The 20,306-nt window shown below is 71.8% G+C and carries 22 protein-coding genes; 11 read left to right on the plus strand and 11 right to left on the minus strand.

From position 1 onward, the window contains the following. The coding region (locus tag ABD332_RS60380; protein WP_425552466.1) for a helix-turn-helix domain-containing protein at nt 1-240 on the minus strand (240 nt) is incomplete at its 3' end. On the opposite strand from ABD332_RS60380, the gene ABD332_RS57615 reads away from it, so the two are divergent. Together ABD332_RS57615 and ABD332_RS57620 are read left to right on the plus strand one after the other, a co-directional pair. After that, a complete protein-coding gene (locus tag ABD332_RS57615) occupies nt 231-1,046 on the plus strand; it encodes an ABC transporter permease (RefSeq protein ID WP_344515265.1) in 816 nt (271 codons plus the stop codon). The genes ABD332_RS60380 and ABD332_RS57615 overlap by 10 nt on opposite strands. After that, on the plus strand, nt 1,019-1,729 hold the full coding sequence (locus ABD332_RS57620) for an ABC transporter ATP-binding protein (RefSeq protein WP_344515267.1): 711 nt from the start codon (nt 1,019-1,021) through the stop codon (nt 1,727-1,729). Before ABD332_RS57615 ends, ABD332_RS57620 begins: the two co-directional genes overlap by 28 nt. Here ABD332_RS57620 and ABD332_RS57625 read toward each other — a convergent pair. Continuing rightward, nucleotides 1,710-2,297 (minus strand): dihydrofolate reductase family protein, encoded by a 588-nt coding sequence (locus ABD332_RS57625; RefSeq protein ID WP_344515268.1) that lies wholly within the window; start codon nt 2,295-2,297, stop codon nt 1,710-1,712. The two genes, ABD332_RS57620 and ABD332_RS57625, sit on opposite strands and share 20 nt — an antisense overlap. 81 nt (nt 2,298-2,378) lie before the next feature. On the opposite strand from ABD332_RS57625, the gene ABD332_RS57630 reads away from it, so the two are divergent. After that, nucleotides 2,379-2,933 (plus strand): dihydrofolate reductase family protein, encoded by a 555-nt coding sequence (locus ABD332_RS57630; protein ID WP_344515270.1) that lies wholly within the window; start codon nt 2,379-2,381, stop codon nt 2,931-2,933. Nucleotides 2,934-2,994: 61 nt separating this feature from the next. On the opposite strand, the gene ABD332_RS57635 is transcribed toward ABD332_RS57630, so the two are convergent. Further along, nucleotides 2,995-3,807: a helix-turn-helix transcriptional regulator gene (locus ABD332_RS57635; protein WP_344515272.1), complete on the minus strand. Its 813-nt coding sequence runs from the start codon at nt 3,805-3,807 to the stop codon at nt 2,995-2,997. Nucleotides 3,808-3,909: 102 nt separating this feature from the next. Here ABD332_RS57635 and ABD332_RS57640 point away from each other — a divergent pair, with 102 nt between their 5' ends. Next, nucleotides 3,910-4,620, plus strand: coding sequence for an SDR family oxidoreductase (locus tag ABD332_RS57640; RefSeq protein WP_344515274.1), 711 nt, complete (start codon nt 3,910-3,912; stop codon nt 4,618-4,620). 1,438 nt (nt 4,621-6,058) lie between these two features. On the opposite strand, the gene ABD332_RS57645 is transcribed toward ABD332_RS57640, so the two are convergent. Together ABD332_RS57645 and ABD332_RS57650 are read right to left on the minus strand one after the other, a co-directional pair. Then, the gene (locus tag ABD332_RS57645; RefSeq protein ID WP_344515275.1) at nt 6,059-6,424 is read right to left on the minus strand and encodes a VOC family protein; all 366 of its coding nucleotides are present in this window, start codon (nt 6,422-6,424) and stop codon (nt 6,059-6,061) included. 55 nt (nt 6,425-6,479) lie between these two features. Continuing rightward, complete coding sequence (locus tag ABD332_RS57650; protein ID WP_344515276.1) at nt 6,480-6,974, minus strand: DinB family protein; 495 nt, start codon at nt 6,972-6,974, stop codon at nt 6,480-6,482. 22 nt (nt 6,975-6,996) lie between these two features. Here ABD332_RS57650 and ABD332_RS57655 point away from each other — a divergent pair, with 22 nt between their 5' ends. Then, the gene (locus tag ABD332_RS57655) at nt 6,997-7,818 is read left to right on the plus strand and encodes a hypothetical protein (protein ID WP_344515277.1); all 822 of its coding nucleotides are present in this window, start codon (nt 6,997-6,999) and stop codon (nt 7,816-7,818) included. On the opposite strand, the gene ABD332_RS57660 is transcribed toward ABD332_RS57655, so the two are convergent. Then, nucleotides 7,815-8,318 carry a MarR family winged helix-turn-helix transcriptional regulator gene (locus tag ABD332_RS57660; protein ID WP_344515279.1) on the minus strand — a complete coding sequence of 168 codons (504 nt, stop codon included), beginning with the start codon at nt 8,316-8,318 and terminating at the stop codon, nt 7,815-7,817. The genes ABD332_RS57655 and ABD332_RS57660 overlap by 4 nt on opposite strands. A 65-nt stretch (nt 8,319-8,383) precedes the next feature. Here ABD332_RS57660 and ABD332_RS57665 point away from each other — a divergent pair, with 65 nt between their 5' ends. Then, nucleotides 8,384-9,337, plus strand: a complete 954-nt coding sequence (locus ABD332_RS57665; protein WP_344515280.1) for a hypothetical protein — start codon at nt 8,384-8,386, stop codon at nt 9,335-9,337. Between the two features lie 123 nt (nt 9,338-9,460). Here ABD332_RS57665 and ABD332_RS57670 read toward each other — a convergent pair whose 3' ends face one another. Next, nucleotides 9,461-9,934 carry a macro domain-containing protein gene (locus tag ABD332_RS57670; protein WP_344515282.1) on the minus strand — a complete coding sequence of 158 codons (474 nt, stop codon included), beginning with the start codon at nt 9,932-9,934 and terminating at the stop codon, nt 9,461-9,463. A 63-nt stretch (nt 9,935-9,997) separates the two neighbouring features. Here ABD332_RS57670 and rnhA point away from each other — a divergent pair, with 63 nt between their 5' ends. Beyond that, the gene (gene rnhA, locus ABD332_RS57675) at nt 9,998-10,714 is read left to right on the plus strand and encodes a ribonuclease HI (protein WP_344515284.1); all 717 of its coding nucleotides are present in this window, start codon (nt 9,998-10,000) and stop codon (nt 10,712-10,714) included. Between the two features lie 93 nt (nt 10,715-10,807). On the opposite strand, the gene ABD332_RS57680 is transcribed toward rnhA, so the two are convergent. Continuing rightward, nucleotides 10,808-11,740 (minus strand): LysR family transcriptional regulator, encoded by a 933-nt coding sequence (locus ABD332_RS57680; protein ID WP_344515286.1) that lies wholly within the window; start codon nt 11,738-11,740, stop codon nt 10,808-10,810. Between the two features lie 75 nt (nt 11,741-11,815). On the opposite strand from ABD332_RS57680, the gene ABD332_RS57685 reads away from it, so the two are divergent. Continuing rightward, on the plus strand, nt 11,816-12,586 hold the full coding sequence (locus tag ABD332_RS57685; protein ID WP_344515288.1) for a hypothetical protein: 771 nt from the start codon (nt 11,816-11,818) through the stop codon (nt 12,584-12,586). Between the two features lie 16 nt (nt 12,587-12,602). Here the strand turns inward: ABD332_RS57685 and ABD332_RS57690 are convergent, their stop codons facing one another. Then, a complete protein-coding gene (locus ABD332_RS57690; RefSeq protein WP_344515290.1) occupies nt 12,603-13,808 on the minus strand; it encodes a PucR family transcriptional regulator in 1,206 nt (401 codons plus the stop codon). A gap of 154 nt (nt 13,809-13,962) precedes the next feature. Here ABD332_RS57690 and ABD332_RS57695 point away from each other — a divergent pair, with 154 nt between their 5' ends. From ABD332_RS57695 to ABD332_RS57705, 3 genes are read left to right on the plus strand one after another with little or no spacing between them, the layout of a single operon-like run. Then, nucleotides 13,963-15,222, plus strand: coding sequence for a spinster family MFS transporter (locus ABD332_RS57695; RefSeq protein WP_344515292.1), 1,260 nt, complete (start codon nt 13,963-13,965; stop codon nt 15,220-15,222). Beyond that, nucleotides 15,219-16,676, plus strand: a complete 1,458-nt coding sequence (locus ABD332_RS57700; RefSeq protein WP_344515294.1) for a flavin-containing monooxygenase — start codon at nt 15,219-15,221, stop codon at nt 16,674-16,676. Before ABD332_RS57695 ends, ABD332_RS57700 begins: the two co-directional genes overlap by 4 nt. After that, complete coding sequence (locus ABD332_RS57705; RefSeq protein ID WP_344515296.1) at nt 16,673-17,821, plus strand: zinc-binding dehydrogenase; 1,149 nt, start codon at nt 16,673-16,675, stop codon at nt 17,819-17,821. The genes ABD332_RS57700 and ABD332_RS57705 overlap by 4 nt, the downstream gene beginning before the upstream one ends. A 34-nt stretch (nt 17,822-17,855) precedes the next feature. On the opposite strand, the gene ABD332_RS57710 is transcribed toward ABD332_RS57705, so the two are convergent. Further along, nucleotides 17,856-19,634, minus strand: a complete 1,779-nt coding sequence (locus ABD332_RS57710) for a serine hydrolase (RefSeq protein ID WP_344515298.1) — start codon at nt 19,632-19,634, stop codon at nt 17,856-17,858. Continuing rightward, nucleotides 19,634-20,266 (minus strand): hemerythrin domain-containing protein, encoded by a 633-nt coding sequence (locus ABD332_RS57715; RefSeq protein WP_344515300.1) that lies wholly within the window; start codon nt 20,264-20,266, stop codon nt 19,634-19,636. Before ABD332_RS57715 ends, ABD332_RS57710 begins: the two co-directional genes overlap by 1 nt. Nucleotides 20,267-20,306 lie beyond the last annotated feature (40 nt).

The raw sequence follows: 20,306 nt of genomic DNA on the forward strand, positions 1-20,306 counted from the left end.
CCGAGCAAGCTCGGCGGCCTGCCCGGGGGTCGGGTAGAAGCGGTACTTGAACGCCCGCTTCACAGCCCTGGACACGGCCCACACGATAACGGCCTGGATGGTGAACCTTGCGGTGACACCCGGGCAAACGCCTATCCGCCTTGGCGGCGGATCGGCTTTCCCTGCCCTGCTCCGCCGGAGTTCCGTTTCCTCCCCGGCCTGAAGGCCGGAGTATCCACGGAAGGAATCCGATGACGACACTCGTCGAACGTCCGGCCGCGGTCAAGGCGCCGCCTCGGCGCCGACCCGCGGCCCGGCGCTGGCTGCGGGCGGTGACGCCGCTGGCCCTGCTCGCCGGGTGGGAGGGCGGAGTCCGCGGCGGGCTGCTCGACCCGGACAAGCTGCCCGCGCCGAGCGCGGTGCTGGAGACCGGCTGGCGGCTCGCGCTCGAAGGCACCCTCGGCGACTACCTGCTCGACTCCGTCCAGCGGGCCGTCCTCGGGCTGCTCGTCGGCGGCCTGCTCGGCCTGGCGCTGGGCACGCTGGCCGGGCTCGTCCGGCTCGGCGACGACCTCGTCGACCCGACCGTGCAGATGGCCCGCATGCTGCCGCACCTGGGGCTGGTGCCGCTGCTCATCATCTGGGTCGGCATCGGCGAGTCCCTGAAGGTGACGCTCGTGGCGCTCGGCGCGTTCTTCCCCATCTACCTCAACACGTACTCCGGCATCCGCAACATCGACGAACGCCTCGTGGAGGCCGCTCGCACCTGCGGACTCTCGAGCCTCGAGCGCGTCTGGCACGTCGTGGTGCCCGGCGCGCTGCCGTCGCTGTTCCTCGGGGTGCGGCTCGCCTTCGCCGCGGGCTGGCTCAGCCTCGTCGTCGGCGAGCAGGTCAACGGGCAGGGCGGGCTCGGGTTCATGATGATGGAGGCCCGCGAGTTCAGCCAGACCGACGTCGTCGTGCTGGGTCTCGTCGCGTACGCGCTGCTCGGCCTGGTCTCCGACCTGCTGCTGCGCCTCGGTGAGAGGAGGTTGCTGGCATGGCGGCACGGACTGCGGGCCCGGTGACCGCGACCGGGGTCCGGCGGGCCTTCGGCGACGCCGTCGTCCTCGACGGGGTCGACATCAGCATCGCCGCCGGCGAGGTCGTCGCGCTGCTGGGCGGCAGCGGCTCCGGCAAGAGCACGCTGCTGCGCATCCTCGCGGGCCTGGACGGCGAGGCGACCGGCGACGTGTCCACCACCGGCGCCACCGCCGTCGTGTTTCAGGAGCACCGGCTGCTGCCGTGGAAGCGGGTCGCGGCCAACGTCGCCCTCGGCGTGCGCGGCCCCTCCCTCAGAGAGCGGGTCGATGCCGCCCTTGAGGAGGTCGGCCTCGCCGATCGTCGCGACGCCTGGCCCGCGGAGCTGTCCGGCGGGCAGGCGCAGCGGGTGGCGTTCGCCCGGGCGCTCGTACGGGAACCCGACCTCCTCCTGCTCGACGAGCCGTTCGGTGCGCTCGACGCCCTCACCCGCCTGCGGATGCAGACCCTCTTCGGCCGCCTGCGGGCGACGCATGGCTTCGCCGCGCTGTTCGTGACGCACGACGTGGACGAGGCGCTGCTGCTCGCCGACCGGGTCCTGGTCCTGGACGGCGGCCGGATCGCCGAGGACCGGCCGGTGCCGCTGCCCCGCCCGCGGGCCGTGGACACGCCGGGGTTCGGCGCTTCCCGCCGGTCGCTGCTCGATCTGCTCAACGTGCCGGTTGGTTGAGCTTCTCCACGCGATAGGTCAGATGGGTGGCCACGGCGGTGTGGTGCTGCTCCAGCGGGATGAGCGTCACCGGGCACGCCTCGGCGATCTGTGCGAACAGCGGCGTGCCGCTGCCGAGCAGCACCGGGGCAACGTGGATGGCGAGCCGGTCGACCAGGCCGGCTCGCAGCGCCTGCTGGATGATGCTCGCGCCGCCCATGATGTGCACCATCCGCTCCTGGGCGACGGTGGCCGCCGCGCGGATCGCCGCCTCGACCCCCTCGACGAACGTGAACTCCGTCTCGCCTCTGGTCACCGGCTCCTGCGGGCGGTGGGTGACGACGAAGACCGGCATGCCGTAGAGGCCGTTCTCGCTTGCCCAGCCGTCGGTCATGTCGTACACCTGCCGGCTCGTCACCACGGCACCTGACGCGCCGAACGTGTCCTTGAGCAGGCGCCTGCCGTCGTCAGTCCAGACCCATGCGTGCAGCGCGTCGCCGCCCGCGCCGAGCCCCGGGTGCTGCTCCAGGTCCGGCCCGGTGACGTAACCGTCCACCGACATCGAGATGTTCGCCTCGACCAAAGCCATGTTTTTGCGTCCTTCCGATGAGTTGCGGGTGTCGCCGTCGTCAGTATTGGAGTGTCCCTGCATCCGGAAGGACGAACCCTCGTGAACAAGATCATCTTCATGATGTCGATGTCGCTGGACGGCTACTTCGAGACGACCGAGCACAGTCTTGCCTGGCAGGACATCTCCGACGAGCTGCACATCCACTTCAACGAGGAGATCGCCGCCGCCGGCGGCATGCTCAACGGCCGGCGCACGCACTCGCTGATGGCCGGCTTCTGGCCGACGGCCGACGAGGACCCCGACGCGCCGAAGTTCGTCGCCGACTACGCCCGCATCTGGCGCGACCTGCCGAAGGTCGTCTACTCCCGCACCCTGCAGTCCGCGTCGTGGAACACCACGATCGTCCGCGAGGTCGTGCCCGCCGAGGTCGAGGCGCTCAGGGCGGCCGCGTCCGGCGACCTCTTCGTCGGCGGACCTGACCTGCTGACCACGTTCCAGCGACACGGCCTCGTCGACGAGTACCGCATCTACGTGCACCCGGCCGTGATCGGCGCCGGCAACCCGCTGTTCCACCCCGGCACCTCGCTGCGCCTGCGCCTGACCGAGTCCCGCCCGTTCACCAACGGCGTCGTCCTGCTGCGGTACGCGTCGTAGCCCCTCTTCGCTCTGTCTTGAGCGGCTTCAGTCGTGCTGCCCGGTGTCAGTGCTGCCCGGCTCAGTCGTGCTGCCCGGTGGCGCTCTCCGCGGCGCCGCCGGGTGGCGTCAGCAGCTCGAGCGCGGCGTGGTCGGGGCTGCCCGGATCGGCCCGGAACATGACGAAACGCTGCCCGTCCACGGCCGTCAGGATCTCCGACGTCAGCTCCAGGCGCCCCGCCCGTACATGTTGAAACGCCCGCCGCGAGCCGCTCTTCACCCGCACGTCATAGGTCGCCCACAGGTCCGCGAAATCGTCGCTGCGGTGCTGCAGGTCGGCGACCAGCGCGGCACGCTCCGGCCCGTCGGCGACCGTGCGCAGGTGCGCCACGCAGTCCTCCGCCATCCGCCGCCACGACACGAACACCTCCCGGGCCGCCGGGTGCGTGAACACGTACGTCACCAGGTTCCCCGGCACTGTCAGGCCTGGGAGCAGCGACCCGCCCTCCTCGTTGGCGGCGAGCAGATCGCTGGTCTGCGTCAGCACGTACGCCGGAGTCGGCCGCACCGTCTCCAGCAACTCCCGCAGCGCCGGCCTGACCTCCTTTCCCGACTCCTTGACGTCGTCCGCCGGACCGGCCAGGCGGTGCAGGTGCGCCCGCTCGTCGTCGTCGAGCCGCAGCACGCTCGCCAGCGCGTCGAGCACCGACCGGCCCGGGTTTGTGTCCCGCCCCCGCTCCAGCCGCGTGTAGTAGTCGACGCTCACCCCCGCGAGCGCGGCCAGCTCCTCCCGCCGCAGCCCCGGCGTCTGCCGCCGACCGGTCCCAGCGGGCAGCCCCGCCTCGGCCGGACTGACCCTGCCGCGCCGGTTGCGCAGGAACTCCCCGAGACTCACGGTCTGATTCTGCCGGTTGTCTGCTTCCCGGGAGGGGCCCTGCGAGGGCCCGGCCTGACCTGGTCCTCCCGCCCTTGTACGAACGGCGGCAGGCTGCTGGTCATGACACAGCAGCACGTCCTGGTGATCGGCGGCAGCTCCGGCATGGGCCTCGCCCTCGCCGCCCGACTCCTGTCCACTGGCCGCCGCGTGACGATCGCGGGCCGTTCCCCCGACCGCCTCGCCGCCGCGGCCGCCCGCCTCGCGTCCCCCGTCACCTGCGTCCAGGCCGACATCAGCGTCGAATCGCAGGTCGCCGCCCTCACGGACGACACCCTCGACCACGTGGTCGTGACGGCCGCCGACGCGGTGGGCGCCTACGCGCCGCTGCCCTCCTTCACGCTCACCGCGGCCACCGCGGTCCTCGCCACGAAGGTCCTCGGCCCCTGGCTGGTCGCCAAACACCTCGCTCCCGCCCTGTGCCCCGGCGGCTCGCTCACGTTCACGTCGGGCATCGCCGCATACCGCCCAGGCTCCGGCGCCTCGATGATCGCCACCGCCAACGGCGCCCTGGAATCCCTGGCCCGCTCACTCGCCCTGGAACTCGCCCCCATCCGCGTCAACGTCGTCTCACCCGGCTGGGTCGACACCCCCATCTGGGACACCCTCGCCGGCCCAGCGAAACACGACCGCCTGTCCGCCATGGCCGCCAAACTCCCCACCGGCCGCGTAGGCACCCCCGACGACATCGCCCAGGCCTTCCTGTCCCTCCTCGACAACCCCTTCATCACCGGCACCGTCCTCCACGCCGACGGCGGCCACCGCCTCGTCTGACGCTGTGCTTGCTCCACGGGCAAGCCCGCGGGGCGGCTTCGGTCATGGGTGGGGCGGCTTCGGCTACGTGCGGGGCGGCTTCGGCCGGATGCGCGTGACGGCGGTTGCCGCGTGGCGGGTGGTTGCCGTGTGACGACGGTGTTGGTGTGGCAGCGGCGGTGGCGTGACGGATTCCGGGCGGGCCGTACGGCACGCCTGCAGTCAGCGTTCGCGATTACGGAACGCACCGAGCGCCAACGGGACACCGATGATCCCGGCGAGCAGAGCGACCGCCACCCCGATCCAAAGTCCTGCACTCATGCGAGCCCTCGTGCCGCCACGCCTTCACGGCAAACCCACCCGAACCACCCGCACTCGCTCGACGTCCCGCTACCCGCCTCCGGTGCCGGGCCTCCTCCCGCCCCTGGCGCTCGCACCCTCCGGCACCCAGGGCGCTACCCGCCCGCCACAGAGGCTGGTCAATGCCCCTGAATGCGGCATTTGCTCCAGAGACGTTGCGCGATCTACACCCAATTTGATCTCCAAAATGTAGGTGGATTGCGCAACGTCGATGGCGAATTGAGGACAATTTGGGGCATTGATCAACGTCTGCATGTGGGGGTGGAAGTGGAGGTTCCTCACCGTCGCCGTATTCGCTCGCGCGGCCGAATCGCAAGCGTCGCCGTGGTGGTGCTTGCTGCGGCGACGTAATGGACCAGCGGCGTGTTCATCGCGAGGATGGGCGGCGCGTCATTTGGCGAGGGTTGCGGCGCTGGTGTTGAAGACGCTCCACGCCGTCGGCGGCTGCGCTGAGCGGCACCGGCGCGGGGTGCGGCGCCTTGCCGGGGTCAGCGTCGGCGGGCCGGTCGTACTCGCCGGAGTTCACACCCGCGCGTCCTTGCCTGCCACGCTCCCACGGCGTACTCGCGCCGGACCTGATGCAAGGAAGGCCGCGCCTCGCGGCGTGGCGGCAACTTCGGGCGGAGTCCACGCCCGCGGCAGCCAGCCTCGCGGCTCGGCGGTGAACTCGCGCCGGACCTGATGCTAGGAAGGCCGCGCCTTGCGGCGTGGCGGCAACTTCGGGCGGAGTCCACGCCCGCGGCAGCCAGCCTCGCGGCTCGGCGGTGAACTCGCGCCGGGAGTCCGCGCCAGCACGCTCCTGCCCGCCGCGCCCCTGCCGCCACGCCCCTGCTCGCCGCGGCCTTGCGGCGCGCCCGCCCGGCAGGGGCCGTGCCCGCGGAAGGCTGCCGATCGCTTCTGTGCTACCGGCGACCTTCTGGCCCGTCGCATGGGTGCCTGCTGAGCGGACGCCTGTTGCCAAGCGGCCCGCGCGAACAGACCTCCGCAGTCCAAGCGCTCTGCGAGTTAGAATTCCGCAGCCCAAGCGCTCTGCGAGTTAGGACTCCGCGATTGGAGCCTTCTGCGAATCAAAAGTCCCGTGCGTGGAGCCTGCTGCGGATCAGGACTCCTCGGGGGCGGGGGTCTCCTGCGGGCCGCCGCCGAAGCTGACCTCGTTGCCGTCGGGGTCGGCGTAGATGGCCTTTCTCACGCCGTTGTCATACGTCTCCGTTCTCGTCGGGGTGAGGCCGCGCTCGGCGGCTCGGGCCAGCCGCTCGTCGAAGTCGGCGACGAACACCGTGTGCATCGCGTGGCCGGCGCGTTCTGGAAGGAGCTCGATGTACAGATACCGGTGCTCGGCCAGCTCCCACACGGCCTCCGTGTCGTTCGGCTCGAACGCGGGCGGCTCGCCGAGCAGCTGCTCGTAGAACCGTCGCGCCGCTGTCAGGTCGCGCACCGCGATGCCCGCGAACAGGTCAACCGTCATGTCCACCATCCTCTCAATCGGCCCGTAGCGCGCGGGTCTGCTCGGTGATACGGGGTCATCCATCGAAGCCCGTGGCGCCGTCGGTCTGCTCGCGGAGGATGTCGGCGTGGCCCGCGTGCCGTGCGGTCTCCTCGATGAGATGGACATACAGCCAGCGCAGCGAAACCCGGCCCAGGCGCGGTGACGGCACCGTGTCGTCGAGCGCGAAACCGGCGCAGATCTCCCGCGACGTGGCGCACGCCGCCCGGTAGTCGGCGACGAGCGACTCGACGCTCGCGTCGCCGGGCACGTCCCAGTTGTCGCTCGGCGCCGCGCGGTCCCCGCCGAGCACGCCGTGGAACCACTCGCGCTCCACATCGGTGAGGTGCAGCACCAGCCCCGCTAAGGTGGTCCGGGACGGCACGAGCCGCCGTGAAGCGTCCACTGTGGACAGGCCTGAGACCTTGCGGACGACGATGTCGCGATACAGGTCGAGGAACGTTTCCAGCACATCACGCTCGCCGGCGGCGCTGACGAGCTCGTCGGGAGCGAGCGGTGGCGCAGGGCTCATAGGTCAACCATAGGATCTGGGTATGACACTTTCGCGGCTCCAGGACTCGCTCGACCTGATGTGCGCGACGGCGGCTCCCGATGCCGCCGCCGTGGCCGCGGTCGACGCATGGAGCCGGCGGACCGGGCTGGCGCTGCCGGCGGCCGTCCGCGAGTTCTACACCACCGACGTCTCCCTCGAGCTGTCCGACGGCGGCACCTGGACGCTGCCCTTCACCGACCTGTGGCGCGAGTTCAGCGGCGACGCCACGCTGTGGACGCTCGACGAGGTCCTCGCCGGGATGGGTGAGGAGAAGGTGTGCTTCGAGGCCGACGTCATGCGGATGCATCACGTGTACTTCCAGCCGGCGGGCGACGATCCGGTGCTGCACCACCACACGCGCGGTGAGGGCTGGAGCGTCGAGGAGGAGCCGTTCAGCGGCTGGTTGTTCGACTGGTTCGTGTCGTACTACAACGACTCCGGCAGCCCGGCATCGTTCTGGGGTCCGGACGCCGACCACGACGCGTCCGAGGAGCGCCAGCCGGTCCTGCCGTTCGGCAACGAACTGTGGCTGCGCGCCCGCGACCTGCCTGTGCCGGACGCGGTCGGGCAGGAGCTGACCCGCCGCCACGGCGAGCCGACGTCGGCCGGCGCGACGAGGTACTGGGGCATGCCCGACGGCCTCATCCAGGTCACCGGCGACGCCGGCGGGTCCGCCTGGTGGCTGCACGGCGACGACCCGGCGGCGTTGCAGCGGATCGCGGAGTCGGTGTGGTCGTTCGGCGACCTCGCGCGGACGCTCCGCAGCTCCACGATGTGCCACGACGAGACGGCCCGGAAACTCCTCGCGACGATGCGCGCCTAGTGCTGTGACTGGCGGGTTTCGGCAGCGAGGACCAGGCGGCGGAGGAGCTCGGCGAGGGTCTGCCGCTCGTCGGCGGTGAGCGCCTCCAGCAGGATCGACTCGCCGTGGTCCTCGCGGCCCGCCTGCTGCTCGAACGCGGCGCTGCCGGCCTCGGTCAGCCGTACGTGCACCCGGCGCCGATCCGCCGTGTCGCTCGTGCGGACTATCAGCCCAGCCTCCTCCATCGGCGCGAGCCGCGCGGACAGCGCGCCCCGGGTCAGCCCGAGCACGTCGGCGAGCTGTGACGGGCTCGTCGCGTACGGCGGACCCAGCCTCCGCAGCTTCATAAGGATCTTGAACTGCCAGTGCGGCAGCCCGTCCGCGGCCAGCGTGTCCCGGCGTAACTGCTGCGTGTGCCGGGCCAGGATCGAGAGCCGCACGAAGATCGCCTCTTTGACGGGATCGAGCCACGGCAGCTCCCGCTCCCACGCCTCGATGTGCTCTTCGACGTCGTCCTTCATCGCCGCTCCCGCCGCCCGAAGTAGTTTTCTTGAGGATAGTTTTTTCGATTACTACTGTCGCCGTCATGACCGAGATCGCAGTTCCCCGGCAGGTCCTCGCGTCGGCCGCCCGCGCCCTCGCCCACGCCGGCCGGTGGCAGGACGCAACGGCCCTGCTCGACTCGGCGCCGCCCGGAGACCCGCTGCTGGCCCTCACCTCGGCACAGGTGGCCGTCGAGTCGGATTGGTTCGCCGGTACGACCACCGCCCCCCAACGGCTCGCCATCGCCACCCGGCACGCTTCTTCACTCGACGACGAGGGACGGTGGGACCTCGCGTTCGCCGGCGTGCGGACCGAGTACCGGACCGTGCTGATGACCGACCAGGCCGACCGCGAGCCGGCCACGGCGCTCCTCCACCGCACCGCCACCCTCGCCACCACCGCGCCGGACGCGGTCCGCAACGGCTGGGCCGAGATGTACCAGGGCCTCATCTGCGACAACCTCCTCGACAAGCCGGACAACGCACCCGCCCACTACCTCGTCGCGCTGGAGGCAGGAGCCGCCGACCCGCTCCTCGCCCGCGAGGCGCTGCGCCACCTCGGCGGCCACGACCACGACCACGGCGACACCGAGACCGCCCTCACCCGCTGGCGCCTCGCCACGGAACTGGGCGCCGCCGCCGGCAACGTCCCGGGCACGCTGTCGCAGCAACTCCTCCTCGCCGTCGCGACCCGAGCCACCGGCAACGAAGCCGGCGCCCTCACCCTCGCCACCGAGATCGCCCGCTGGGCAACGGCCATCGGCGCGCCGGCCCTCGCCGCTCAGGCGACCGCCTTCCTCGACGGCACCGACCCATTCGCTCCACCTCCTCCGCTGGCAACAGCACCAACGCCCGCCCCGATCACGTCACAGCCGACCCCGAGGGGAACCTCGACAGCCACCGCAACCGAAGCCGCCATCACCGGCCAGATGCACACCGCGCCGGTGGTGGTCGTGCCGTTCATGACCGCGCCGCTGGCGACCACACCGCGGCAATGACGGGCGGGCGTCGCCACGCACACACCCAAAGCCACGGCGACCAGCCGCCCTCGCCGTCGGACGAAGCGCGGTGCCGTCGGTCAGGAGCGCCGAGCGGGCTCGTACATCAGCCGCCGACGCAGATCAGAAGTCATAGACCGTCACGGGCACATCGCGCTCGCACAGCGCCGAGACGACCAGCGGCTCGACCTTGTCCCACCGGCCGCCGGCCAGGCCGCAGCCGATCCTCGGCATGTGGACGGACGCGCCGAGGTCCAGCGCACGGTCACCGACCGCCGTCAGTGCCCGCCCGATCGCCTCATAACGAACCGGCGGACCGGAGCTGCCCGTCTTGATGCCGTGCTGCCCGATCATGTTGGCCACGAACACCGACGGCTGCACCTCCAGGACCCGGACGGCACCGAGGGCGAAGTCGTTGCCGGCGCGTTCGCGATGCCAGCGGCGGTAGTCGCGCTCGGGCTCGGGCCAGCGGCGGGACACGGCGAGGACGAATCCCGCGCCCCAGTGCCCCTGGTCGTTGCAGACGTGGGCGATGATCTTCGGGCCGCTCGCCTGCGGGCTGGTCGCGTCGCCTTTGGTGATTCGCAGTGGTGTCATGGCAGCGAGCATGCCAGCCGGGTACGACAAAATCGGCTCGGGTTCGTGACGTAGGTTCTCAGGATGGCTGAGCGGGTGGAGATCTGGACCGACGGGGCCTGCAGCGGCAACCCGGGCCCCGGCGGGTGGGGAGCGCTGCTGCGGTACGGCTCGGTGGAGAAGGAGCTGTGCGGTGGCGAGGCCACGCCGACGACGAACAACCGGATGGAGCTGACCGCGCCGATCCGGGCGCTGACGGCGCTGACCCGCGCGTCGGTCGTCGACCTGCACACCGACAGCACGTATGTCCGCAACGGCATCATGTCGTGGGTCGCGAAGTGGAAGCGCAACGGCTGGCGGACCGCCGCCGGCGAGCCGGTGAAGAACGAGGACCTGTGGCGGCAGCTCGACGACGCCGTCGCCCGGCACGAGGTCGCCTGGCACTGGGTCAAGGGCCACGCCGGCCACGTGGAGAACGAGCGCGCGGACCGGCTCGCTGCCCGCGGGCAGCGGGAGGCCCTGGAGGCGGCCGGAATGCCGGTGCCGGCGGCCGCTCCGGCGTCAGCGTCCCGCCCCGCACGCGCCACCGCTGCTCCCACCAGGGCCACCGCTGCCCCGGCCAGGACCGACGGCGTCCTCTGCCGGGCGCGGACGAAGTCGGGCAAGCCGTGCCCGATCGCGGCCCGCCCGTCCGGCCTGTGCCACGTCCACGACCCGGCGGTGCTCTGCGGCGCACCCACCAAGCGCGGCACACCCTGCGGCGTGGCGACCGGCGGCGGCCGCTGTCAGGCCCACGGCTAGGGCGACCTGACCACCCCCACGCGCCCGGCGAGCCGGACGGTGCGGAGATTCCCGCCAACGGGGATCATGCCGCAGCAGGCAACCGCGAGGCGCTCAGGGCAGGGCCTCGATGTCCGGACGGTCGCGGGCGATGCCGGCGGCCGAGGCACGCAGCGCCTGCTGCACCGCGAGAACGGCCGGAGCGCCGGCGGCCGTGGCGCGGGTCGCGGTGAAGATGGTCCGCTGGAGACGTTCCTCGCGGAGCGGGTGGGCGGCGATCTGCGGGAGCGCCGCGGTCAGCAGCGCGGGCAGGAGGGCGACGGCCCGCTGGGAGGCGACCAGGGCGCCGAGGACGAGCCCGTCGTCGCTGCGGTGCTGGATGCGGGGTTCGAAGCCGGCGAGCCGGTTGCAGACGTTGCGCAGGACCGCGTCCAGGCCGGTGCCGCGGTGACCGGTGGCCCACGCGGCGTCCTCACAGGCGGCGAGGGCGACCGGCGGGCGCGCGGCCAGCGGATGCGCCGGGTGCACGGCGAGGAGGACGTCTTCGCGTAGCAGGTCGCGCCGGTCGATGTCGCGCTGGCGGGCGACCGGGACCGGGTCGTATTCGATGCCGACGACGAGGTCGACGGCGCGGGAACGCAGCTCGTCCAGGGCCGGTGCGGTCTCCCGCTGGTGGACCTCGACCTGCAGGTCGGGGTTGGTGGCGGCGAGCCGGGCGAGCGTTGCGGGCAGGAGCGCGAGCGCGGGCGTCTGCACGATGGTCATGCGCAGGCGCCCGCCCGGGGTGTCGCCGATGGTGGCCAGTTCGGCGCGGACTGCCTCGTCGGCGGCGAGCGCGTCCGCGGCGTAGGAGGCCAGCCGGCGGCCGGCCGGGGTGAGTTCGAGGTTGCGCCCGACGCGGCGCAGCAGCTTGGCGCCCGCTTCCTGTTCCAGTTGAGCGAGCTGCACCGAGACGCTCGACGGGCTGTAGGACAGCGCGTCGGCGACCGCGGCGACCGTGCCGAGCCGGGCGAGCTGGTCCAGCAGGCGGAGCCGTCGCAGTTCCATCGTTCGGATTCTTCCACGGTTTTTCGTCAAGAACGTGCGCTGGTCACGAACGGTCTGCTCGGCGACCGTTGAGGGATGGTGCTCGTCTCTCTTGCCCTCGCCCCGGCCGTCATGGCCCTAGCCGCGCTGATCGAGCGGCGGCTCGGCCCGTCGGCGGCCGGCTGGATCGCGGCGCTGCCGGTCGCGTTCGCCGTGTCGGTGGTCGCCGTCGCCGTCGACACGACGCCGCACGCGGCCGCGGCGATGGCCTTGAGCGCGGCGCGGCAGGTGTCCGCGCAGGTGGCCTTCAGTGTCGCGTTCGCCTGGGTGCTGCGGCGGCGCGGGCTCCCGCTCGGTGTCGGGTGCGGCGCGCTGGTCTACGTCGCCGTCTCGCTGGTTGTTCAGCATGTACCGGACGCGCTCGCGCTTCTGGTCGCGGTGGGCGCGTTGGTGGCCGGCCCGCGGCTGATGCCCGCCGGGCAGCCGCGCCGGGCAGAGTTCCGGCACTGGATGGGCACGGCGCTCACCTGCGTCAGCGCGGCGGTCGTTGTGGGGGTCGCGGTGCTCGGCAGCCGGCTCGCCGGGCCCGACGTCGCCGGCGCGATCGCGGCCTTCCCGACGATGTGCGCGACGCTCACCGTGGTCGCCGCGACCCGTGACGGCGCGGCGGCGGGCGTGCACACGCTCGGGGGCCTGGTCCGCAGCCTGCCGTGCTACTTCACGTTCTGCCTCGTCGTCGCGCTCGTCACGCCGGTGATGGGTCTCGCCGCCGTGGGGTTGGGGCTGTTCGCGTGCCTTGCCGCGGCGGCGTTCACCTGGAGGTGGGTGCCGTTGGCTCCGAAGGTGGTGGCGGCCGGGGAGGGCTGACGGTAGAGGGGTGCGGTCACGAGGAGGGGCGCGGGCGGCGGCGGTTGAGGAGCCACCAGGCGGTGACGAGGTCCTCGGTGCGGTGCAGGTCGAGGCCGGTCAGCTCCTGGAAGCGGTGGACGCGGTAGCGGACCGTGTTCTGGTGGACGGCGAGGCGGCGGGCGACCTCGCGGACCTGCTGGTCGCACTCGAGGTAGACGCGGGTGGTGTCCTCGATGTCGGTGGTGGCGCGGGCCGGGGTGTCCAGGGCGCGCATGTGCCGGGCGGACAGGCCGGCGGCGATGCGGGTGTCGGACAGGACGAGCGGGCGCGGGCCGAGGTCGGTGAGGCGGACGAGCCCCGAGAGGTGGAACTGCTCGGCGGTGGTCAGCGCCAGGATCGCCTCCTGGAAGCCGTCGTGGAGCTGGTCGAGCGTCGCGGACGGGCCCGCGGCCACGAGGTGGCCGGTGAGGTGCTCGGGCGGGCCGGGGGCGATGAAGCCCAGGCACGTGCCGATCTCGGCGAACAGCAGCCGGTCCGCGGGCGTGCGCAGGGCCGAGGCGACGGCGCGGCGGATGGCGGCGGGGTCGGGGGCGCGGGCGGCGAGCGGCACGTAGCGGGCGCGGGGGTCGAGGGTGAAGAGGTGGGCGTCGCGGTTGATCTGCTCGGCGGGGAACGTGCCGCTGAGGACGCCGGCGGCGAAGGTGGAGCGGCGTTCGGCGTCGAAGTGTGCGCGCTCCAGGGCCAGGTCGTGCTGGACGCGGGCGAAGACGGACGACGCCTCGTTGGAGAACTCCCAGGTGCTGTCGTGCACGGCGAGGAGCAGGTCCATCGGCAGGCCCACCTCGAGGCCGACCTCGTCGAGGAGGGTGAGCATCTCGCGGGAGCCCATCTGATACCCGGCGGCGAGGACCTCCGGCGGGATGCCGCGCGCGCCGCGTTCGACGGCGAACTTGTTGAGCAGTTCGCGCAGCGCGCCGTCGGGGACGCGTAGGAAGGACAGCTCTGAGACCAGGGTGTCCATGAACTGTTGGGCGGTGGCGCGGATCTCCTCGTCGGTGAGGACGTCGTAGCCCGGCAGGTGGGCGCGGGCGAGTTTGAGGAAGCGGTGGCCGAAGGCGTCCTGTCTGGCGCGCAGCAGCTCGACGGCGGCGGCGATCGTGCGGCGGGTCGGCTCGTCGAGGGTGGCGAGGTCCGGCATGCCACGGCGGGACGGCCACGACGGCGGGATCGCGCTCGTCATCGGTTCACCGTACGGACTTTGTGCTCAGGAACAAAGGACGTTGGTTCGCACGCCGTAGCTGTGCAGGGGAAGCGCCGCCACACTGTGATGCACCTCATGGGCGCGTTTGTTCCCCGCGCCATCTCCTGCTTCCGCCAAGGCAAAGGTGACAAGGATGGCAAACAGGGCGTACATCCTCACGCTGCTGTTCGTCGGCAACCTGCTGAACTTCTACGACCGGGCGCTGCCCGCGGTCGTGCTCGAACCGATCAAGGAGGAGTACCGCCTCGACGACACGCAGGTCGGGATCCTCGCCTCGGCGTTCGTGCTCGTGGCCGCGATCGCCGGCGTCCCGCTCGGGCGGCTCGCCGACCGGATCCCCCGCAAGACCGTGGCCGGCTGGGGCCTGTTCGCGTGGAGCCTGTTCACGGCGGCCGGTGGCGTGCTGACCAGCTTCTGGGGGTTCCTGGCGTCCCGGGTCGGCGTCGGCGTGGGGGAGTCGAGCTACTCACCGGCGACCGGTTCGCTGCTGTCCGACCTGTACCCCAGCGAACGGCGCTCCCGGGCGAACGCGGTCTTCATGCTCGGCTTCCCGATCGGGACGCTGCTGGCGTTCTTCACCGCGGGCGGGCTCGCCGTCGCCTTCGACAGCTGGCGCGCGCCGTTCCTGATCGCGGCTGTTCCCGGTGTACTGGTGGCGTTCCTCGTCCTGCGCGTGCGGGAACCGGAGCGGGGCGCCGCCGAGCCAGCGCAGGACAACAGCCAGGAAATGCAGAAAATCAGAAGTGTCCGGTCCGTCTACGGGCTGATCATCGCGTTCGCCGGGTACAACTTCGCCGCGTACGCCATCGGCACGTTCCTCACCCCGGTCCTGCAGCGGTACTACGGGCTGGACCTGGTCGAGGCCGGCGCGGTCGGCGGGATCGTCATCGGCGTCACCGGCCTGGCCGGGCTGCTCGTCGGCGGCCGGCTGCTGGACGCCGCCGCCCGCAGGTCCGCCGCCGCCCGCGTCCACGTCGCCGTCGCCTGTCTCGCCGGGGCGGCCGTGTGCACCGCCGGCGGGCTGGCCGCCGGAGCGGACGCGTTGTGGCTGCTGGTTTTGCTGCTCAGCGTCGGGTACCTGCTCGGCATCATCTACCTCGCCGCCGCCGTCCCGGTCATGGCCGACGTGATCCGCCCGAAGCAGCGCTCCGGCGCGATCGGGCTCATGTCCGCCGTCGGCTACCTGCTCGGCGGCGCCGGCGGCCCGATCGTCGTCGGCATCGTCTCCGACGCGATCGCCGGCCCGGGCGCGTCCGCCACCGCGGAGGCGAACGGGTTGAAGACCGCCATGATGATCGCCGTGCCCCTGGCGTTCGCGGTCGCGGCGGCCGGCATGCTGCTGGCGGCGCGCTCCGTGCAGGCGGACCGCGAAGCGATGCTGGCGACCGCATGAACCACACCACCGTGCTCATCGTCGGCGGCGGCTTCTCCGGCATCGCGGTCGCCAGGGCCCTGCTGGCGGACAAGACGGACTTCGTCATCCTCGAGCGCGAGCCGGACACCGGCGGCGTCTGGCAGTCCAACACGTACCCCGGCTGCACCTGCGACGTGCCGTCACACCTCTACTCGTTCTCGTTCGCACCCAACCCCGACTGGTCGTCGACGTATTCACCGCAGCCGGAGATCCGCGTGTACCTGCGGCGCTGCGTCGAACAGTTCGGGCTGCTGCCGCACCTCCGCTTCGGCGTCGACGTGCTCGCGGCGCGGTGGGACGAATCCGAGCAGCGCTGGCACGTCACGACCAACGAAGGGGATTGGATCGCTCATGTACTGGTGAGCGCCGTCGGCCCACTGACCGAGCCGAAACTGCCGGACGTCCCCGGCATCGACCGGTTCCGCGGCACGACGATGCACTCGGCGCGCTGGGACCACGGCTACGACCTGACCGGCAGGCGGGTCGCGTCGGTCGGCACCGGGGCGTCGGCGATCCAGTACGTGCCGCACGTCGCGAAGCAGGCCGACACGCTGTACGTGTTCCAGCGCAGCGCCCCGTGGATCACGCCGCACGACAAGCGCCCGATCACCGACGCCGAACGGGCGGCCTACAGGAAACGGCCGCGCAAGCAGCGGTTCGAGCGCGGCAAGGTCTACGCCGGCAAGGAGCTGCTGGTGCTCGGCATGGCCAAGTACCCCCGGCTGATGAAGGCGCTGGAAGGCGTGGCGCGCAAGCATATGGAGCGGCAGGTCGCCGACCCCGAGCTGCGCCGCGCGGTTACACCCGACTACACCCTCGGCTGCAAGCGGATCGTGCCGTCCAACGACTGGTACCCGGCGCTGCAACGGCCCAACGTCGAGCTGGTGCCGCGGGCGCTGCGCGAGATCCGCGAGCACAGCGTCGTCGACGCCGACGGGGTGGAGCGCGACGTCGACGCCATCATCTTCGGCACCGGCTTCCACGTCACCGACATCCCGTTCGCCGACAAGGTCCGCGGCCGCGGCGGCGCGCTGATGAGCGACGTCTGGGCCGGGTCACCCCGCGCGTACCTGGGCGTGTCCGTGCCCGGCTTCCCGAACTTCTTCATGATGCTCGGCCCGAACTCCGGCCTCGGCCACAGCTCGATGGTGTACATGATCGAGGCGCAGGCCGAGCACGTCCGCCTGGCCGTCGCCGCGCTCGCGAAGGCGGGCGCCGGGAGCATCGAGGTCACCAGGGCGGCGCACGACTCGTACAACAGCGACATCGACCGCAAGATGGCCGGCACGGTGTGGGAGGTCGGCGGCTGCCGGACCTTCTACCAGGACGCCAACGGCCGCAACGCCACCATCTACCCCGACTGGACCTTCCGGTTCCGCCGCCAGGCCATCCGGTGGCGCCCGGACGCGTACACCCTGGAGGACGCCCGATGAAGGCGGTCACGCTCACCGACGGCCGGCTCGAGGTGGCCGAGCTCCCGAGGCCGCGGCCGGCCCCCGGGCAGCTGCTGCTCGCGGTGCGCCGGTGCGGCATCTGCGGCTCCGACCTGCACGCCCGCAAACACGCCGACGAGCTCGCCGACGTCCTCGCCGTGTGCGGCTATCCGCGGTACCTGCGGCCGGCGCAACAGGTCGTGCTCGGCCACGAGATCTACGGCGACGTCGTCGAACGGGGTCCTTCCACGACGGGCCGGATCCGCATCGGAACGCCGGTCGTGGCGGTGCCGCTGGTGCGCCGCGACCAGCAGGTCGACGGCATCGGCCTGTCCGCGGACGCCCCCGGCGGCTACGCCGAACACGTCGTCGTGCAGGAGTCGCTCACCCTGCCGGTGCCCAACGGGCTCGCCCCGGACATCGCCGCCCTCACCGAACCCCTCGCCGTCGCCTGGCACGCCGTCAACCGCGCCGAGGTGACGAAGAAGGACGTCGCGGTCGTGCTCGGCTGCGGCCCCGTCGGCCTCGCGGTCATCGCCGTCCTGAAGTCCCGCGGCGTCGCCACCGTCGTCGCCAGCGACTACTCGCCGGCCCGCCGTGCCCTGGCCACCCGCTGCGGCGCCGACGTCGTCGTCGACCCGGCCACCGGCTCGCCGTGGTCCGCGCTCGACGGCCACGGCTTCGTGACGGCGATGCCCGTCGAGTACGCCGCCGGCATCGACGCCATGGAAGGCCTCCACCGCCTGCCCGTGCCATGGTGGACCGCGTGGCGCGCCCTGGACCGGCTCGGCGCGACCCGCCCGAAACGCCCCGTGGTCTTCGAGTGCGTCGGCGTGCCCGGCATGATCGACTCCGTCCTGGCCGCCGCGCCGCTGCACTCCCGCATCGTCGTCGTCGGCGTCTGCATGGGCGCCGACGCGTTCCGCCCCGCCCTGGCCGTGAACAAGGACCTCGACCTGCGCTTCGTCGTCGGCTACACACCCCTGGAGTTCCGCGACACCCTGCACGCCCTCGCCGACGGCAAGCTCGCCGTCTCGCCCATCGTCACCGGCCACGTCGGCCTGGACGGCGTCGACGGCGCGTTCACCACCCTGGCCGACCCGGAGGTCCACGCGAAGATCCTCATCGACCCCACAATCCGATGACCCGACGCCACCTCAATGCCTGGCCGCTGGGCGCTCAGTCCGTCGGCTGAGCCTGCCGGGCCTGCCGGTCGCAGAACACCGCTTCGATCAGCCCGGCCAACGCCTTGGGGAACACTGCTGCCGGGTCGATGTCCCTGATGGTCAGCGAGGCGGTCAGGGTCTTGCTGCCGTCGGGCCTGCTGATCATCAGCGCTCCGTAGCCGCCCGGAGCGCCGCCGTTGTGGTGCACGATCGTGCCATTGCCCGGGCCCAGGTCCTGCACCCACAGCCCCAGCCCGAGGCCGAACTTGCCGTGCGGCGTGAGCATCTCGGCCAGCAGCGGGGCCGGCAGCAGCTTGCCGCCCAGCAGCGCGGTGATGAAGGTGCGGAGGTCGCCGGCGGTCGAGATCAGGTCACCGGCGCCGGCCAGCAGGGAGGGGTTCTGGCGGCTGACGTCGGCCACCTTCCACTCGCCGGCGTCCTGGTAGCGGTAGTAGCCGTGGGCGTGCGGCCCGGGGAGATCCGGCGAGGTGGCCGACACGACGGTGTCGGACAGATCGAGCGGCCCGAGGATCCGGCGCTGCGCCTGATCGGCGTAGGAGCAACCGGTGACCTTCTCGATCAGCAGCAGAGCCAGCGCGTAGTTGGTGTTGGCGTAGCTCTGGTCGGTGCCCGGCTCGAACCGCACCGGCTTGGCCAGCGCGAACCGCACCAGTTCCTCGGGCCGGTACGTGTGGAATCGATTATCCACCCACTCCTTGCCCTGCGAGGGGAGCCCCATCACGAACGTCCCGTCGGGGTCGGGCTCGCCTGTGTAGTTGTACAGCCCGCTGGTGTGCTGCAGCAGCATCCGGACGGTGATCCGCTCGTCCAGTCCGAGCTCGGGCAGGTGGTCGGCCACCGGGTCGTCCAGCCCGAGTTTGCCCTCCCCCACCAGCTGGAGCACCACGGTGGCGGTGAACGTCTTGAGGACGCTGCCCGCCCAGACCTGCCCGTTCGCCGGCGTCTCGGCGGTCTCGCCCAGCTTGCTCACTCCGGCGCGGCCGGCCCAGTCGCCCCGCTCGTCGTGGATGTGCATCTCCGCGCTGCCGAAGCCGGCGTCGACGAACGCCTCCAGGATCTGCTGCAACTCCGGACGATCCTGCCCGCCGGCCACGTCGTCGGCCGGGAGGTTGTGGGCGGTGATGTCGCCGTATTCGGTGGTCGCACGGATGTTCAGCTGGGCGGCGGCACCTTCGGAGTTCCTGAGCGTGTTGCGGATCCGGCCGGAAGAAGTGCCGGCGTCCAGGGAGGCCGAGACTCCGTGCGCGGCGCCGACCGAGATCGCACCGTGCTGCGTGCGCAGCACGACCGTGCCGCGCACGGCCTCGGTGATGCGGATGTCGCCCTTCTGGGTGCTGATCTCCGCGGGGCCGCCCAGACGGCCGACCGAAATGTCGCCGGCGTGGGCGACAAGGCGCACGCTCGCGGCCTCGTCGAGCTCGACCGCGCCGTGCGCGCCGTCGAAGATGACGTCGCCGAGCCGTCCCACGGCGCGGAACTCGGCGGCGGCCGCCTTCGCCTCGATCCGCGAGCCGGTGGGAAGCCGAACCGTCAGCTCGACGGATCCGGAGGGGCCGAGGACCTGGTTCTGCGTCGCGGTCCCGACCCGCAGGACCCCGTCGCTGTATGCAACGGTGGTCTGCTCCGCGGCCTTCACGTCGCGGCTTTTCGAGGCTTCCGCGGGCAGGACCTCGACCGTGGTGTCGGCCCGATCGGCGGCGACGACCCGGACGCGCCCTGCGGGGATGTCCAGTACGGCGGCAATCGGGGCCGGGGTGTCGAACTTCTGCATCATGCTCTCCAGGGGTTCGTTCGGGCATCCCCACTGATAGGGACGCCCATGGCGGATGTGGATGTGGAGGGATCGGTAAGCCGATCACGGGAGCCGTGCCGGGTCTTGTCGGGAGAGCCGCACGGATCCGGGCTCCAGCGGCCGTGACCGGATGGCGGGACACCGCTGCGCTCGCTGTGGACCTGCTCGAAGGCCGCCCACTGCGATGTGGGGAGTGACCGCCGGATCAGCGGAATCACCGCCTGTTCCTCGTGCGCCAGATGTCCTCGCAAGCCGGTGACGAGGGAATCGGCCAGAGCTCCGAGCTGGACGAGGCAGGCTTCAGGACCGGCCAGCAGTTCGTCGATCGTGGCGATGAGCTGGTCGATGGCCGCGTGTTCGGCCTCCATCGCCTCGAGCAGCACCAGCTCGCTCGGCCGGTCGGTGAGCTGCCGGCGCAGCGCCGGCCACAGCACCTCGTCCTCCGCACGGTGATGGCCGCGAACGGTTCGCTTGAACATTCGCCAGCCGGCCGCCGTTCGCAGGACCCGCCTCGGATCATCGTCGATCCGGACGGTGACACGGGCGATGTCTTCCAGTTCCCGACGCAGCACGTCGTGCGTGGCGTACATCGCGGTCATGTCCAGGGGCATGGTTGTGACTGTGCCGAGGGACCGTGTGGTGATCAACGAC

This window comes from Dactylosporangium maewongense, from assembly GCF_039531485.1.
Taxonomy (GTDB): Bacteria; Actinomycetota; Actinomycetes; order Mycobacteriales; family Micromonosporaceae; genus Dactylosporangium; species Dactylosporangium maewongense.

Coding starts and splice junctions, on each gene's coding strand:
- ABD332_RS57615 (WP_344515265.1), top strand. CDS start 231: ATGACGACACTCGTCGAACGTCCGGCCGCGGTCAAGGCGCCGCCTCGG.
- ABD332_RS57620 (WP_344515267.1), top strand. CDS start 1,019: ATGGCGGCACGGACTGCGGGCCCGGTGACCGCGACCGGGGTCCGGCGG.
- ABD332_RS57625 (WP_344515268.1), bottom strand. CDS start 2,297: ATGGCTTTGGTCGAGGCGAACATCTCGATGTCGGTGGACGGTTACGTC.
- ABD332_RS57640 (WP_344515274.1), top strand. CDS start 3,910: ATGACACAGCAGCACGTCCTGGTGATCGGCGGCAGCTCCGGCATGGGC.
- ABD332_RS57645 (WP_344515275.1), bottom strand. CDS start 6,424: ATGACGGTTGACCTGTTCGCGGGCATCGCGGTGCGCGACCTGACAGCG.
- ABD332_RS57650 (WP_344515276.1), bottom strand. CDS start 6,974: ATGAGCCCTGCGCCACCGCTCGCTCCCGACGAGCTCGTCAGCGCCGCC.
- ABD332_RS57655 (WP_344515277.1), top strand. CDS start 6,997: ATGACACTTTCGCGGCTCCAGGACTCGCTCGACCTGATGTGCGCGACG.
- ABD332_RS57660 (WP_344515279.1), bottom strand. CDS start 8,318: ATGAAGGACGACGTCGAAGAGCACATCGAGGCGTGGGAGCGGGAGCTG.
- ABD332_RS57665 (WP_344515280.1), top strand. CDS start 8,384: ATGACCGAGATCGCAGTTCCCCGGCAGGTCCTCGCGTCGGCCGCCCGC.
- ABD332_RS57670 (WP_344515282.1), bottom strand. CDS start 9,934: ATGACACCACTGCGAATCACCAAAGGCGACGCGACCAGCCCGCAGGCG.
- rnhA (WP_344515284.1), top strand. CDS start 9,998: ATGGCTGAGCGGGTGGAGATCTGGACCGACGGGGCCTGCAGCGGCAAC.
- ABD332_RS57680 (WP_344515286.1), bottom strand. CDS start 11,740: ATGGAACTGCGACGGCTCCGCCTGCTGGACCAGCTCGCCCGGCTCGGC.
- ABD332_RS57685 (WP_344515288.1), top strand. CDS start 11,816: ATGGTGCTCGTCTCTCTTGCCCTCGCCCCGGCCGTCATGGCCCTAGCC.
- ABD332_RS57690 (WP_344515290.1), bottom strand. CDS start 13,808: ATGACGAGCGCGATCCCGCCGTCGTGGCCGTCCCGCCGTGGCATGCCG.
- ABD332_RS57695 (WP_344515292.1), top strand. CDS start 13,963: ATGGCAAACAGGGCGTACATCCTCACGCTGCTGTTCGTCGGCAACCTG.
- ABD332_RS57700 (WP_344515294.1), top strand. CDS start 15,219: ATGAACCACACCACCGTGCTCATCGTCGGCGGCGGCTTCTCCGGCATC.
- ABD332_RS57705 (WP_344515296.1), top strand. CDS start 16,673: ATGAAGGCGGTCACGCTCACCGACGGCCGGCTCGAGGTGGCCGAGCTC.
- ABD332_RS57710 (WP_344515298.1), bottom strand. CDS start 19,634: ATGCAGAAGTTCGACACCCCGGCCCCGATTGCCGCCGTACTGGACATC.
- ABD332_RS57715 (WP_344515300.1), bottom strand. CDS start 20,266: ATGCCCCTGGACATGACCGCGATGTACGCCACGCACGACGTGCTGCGT.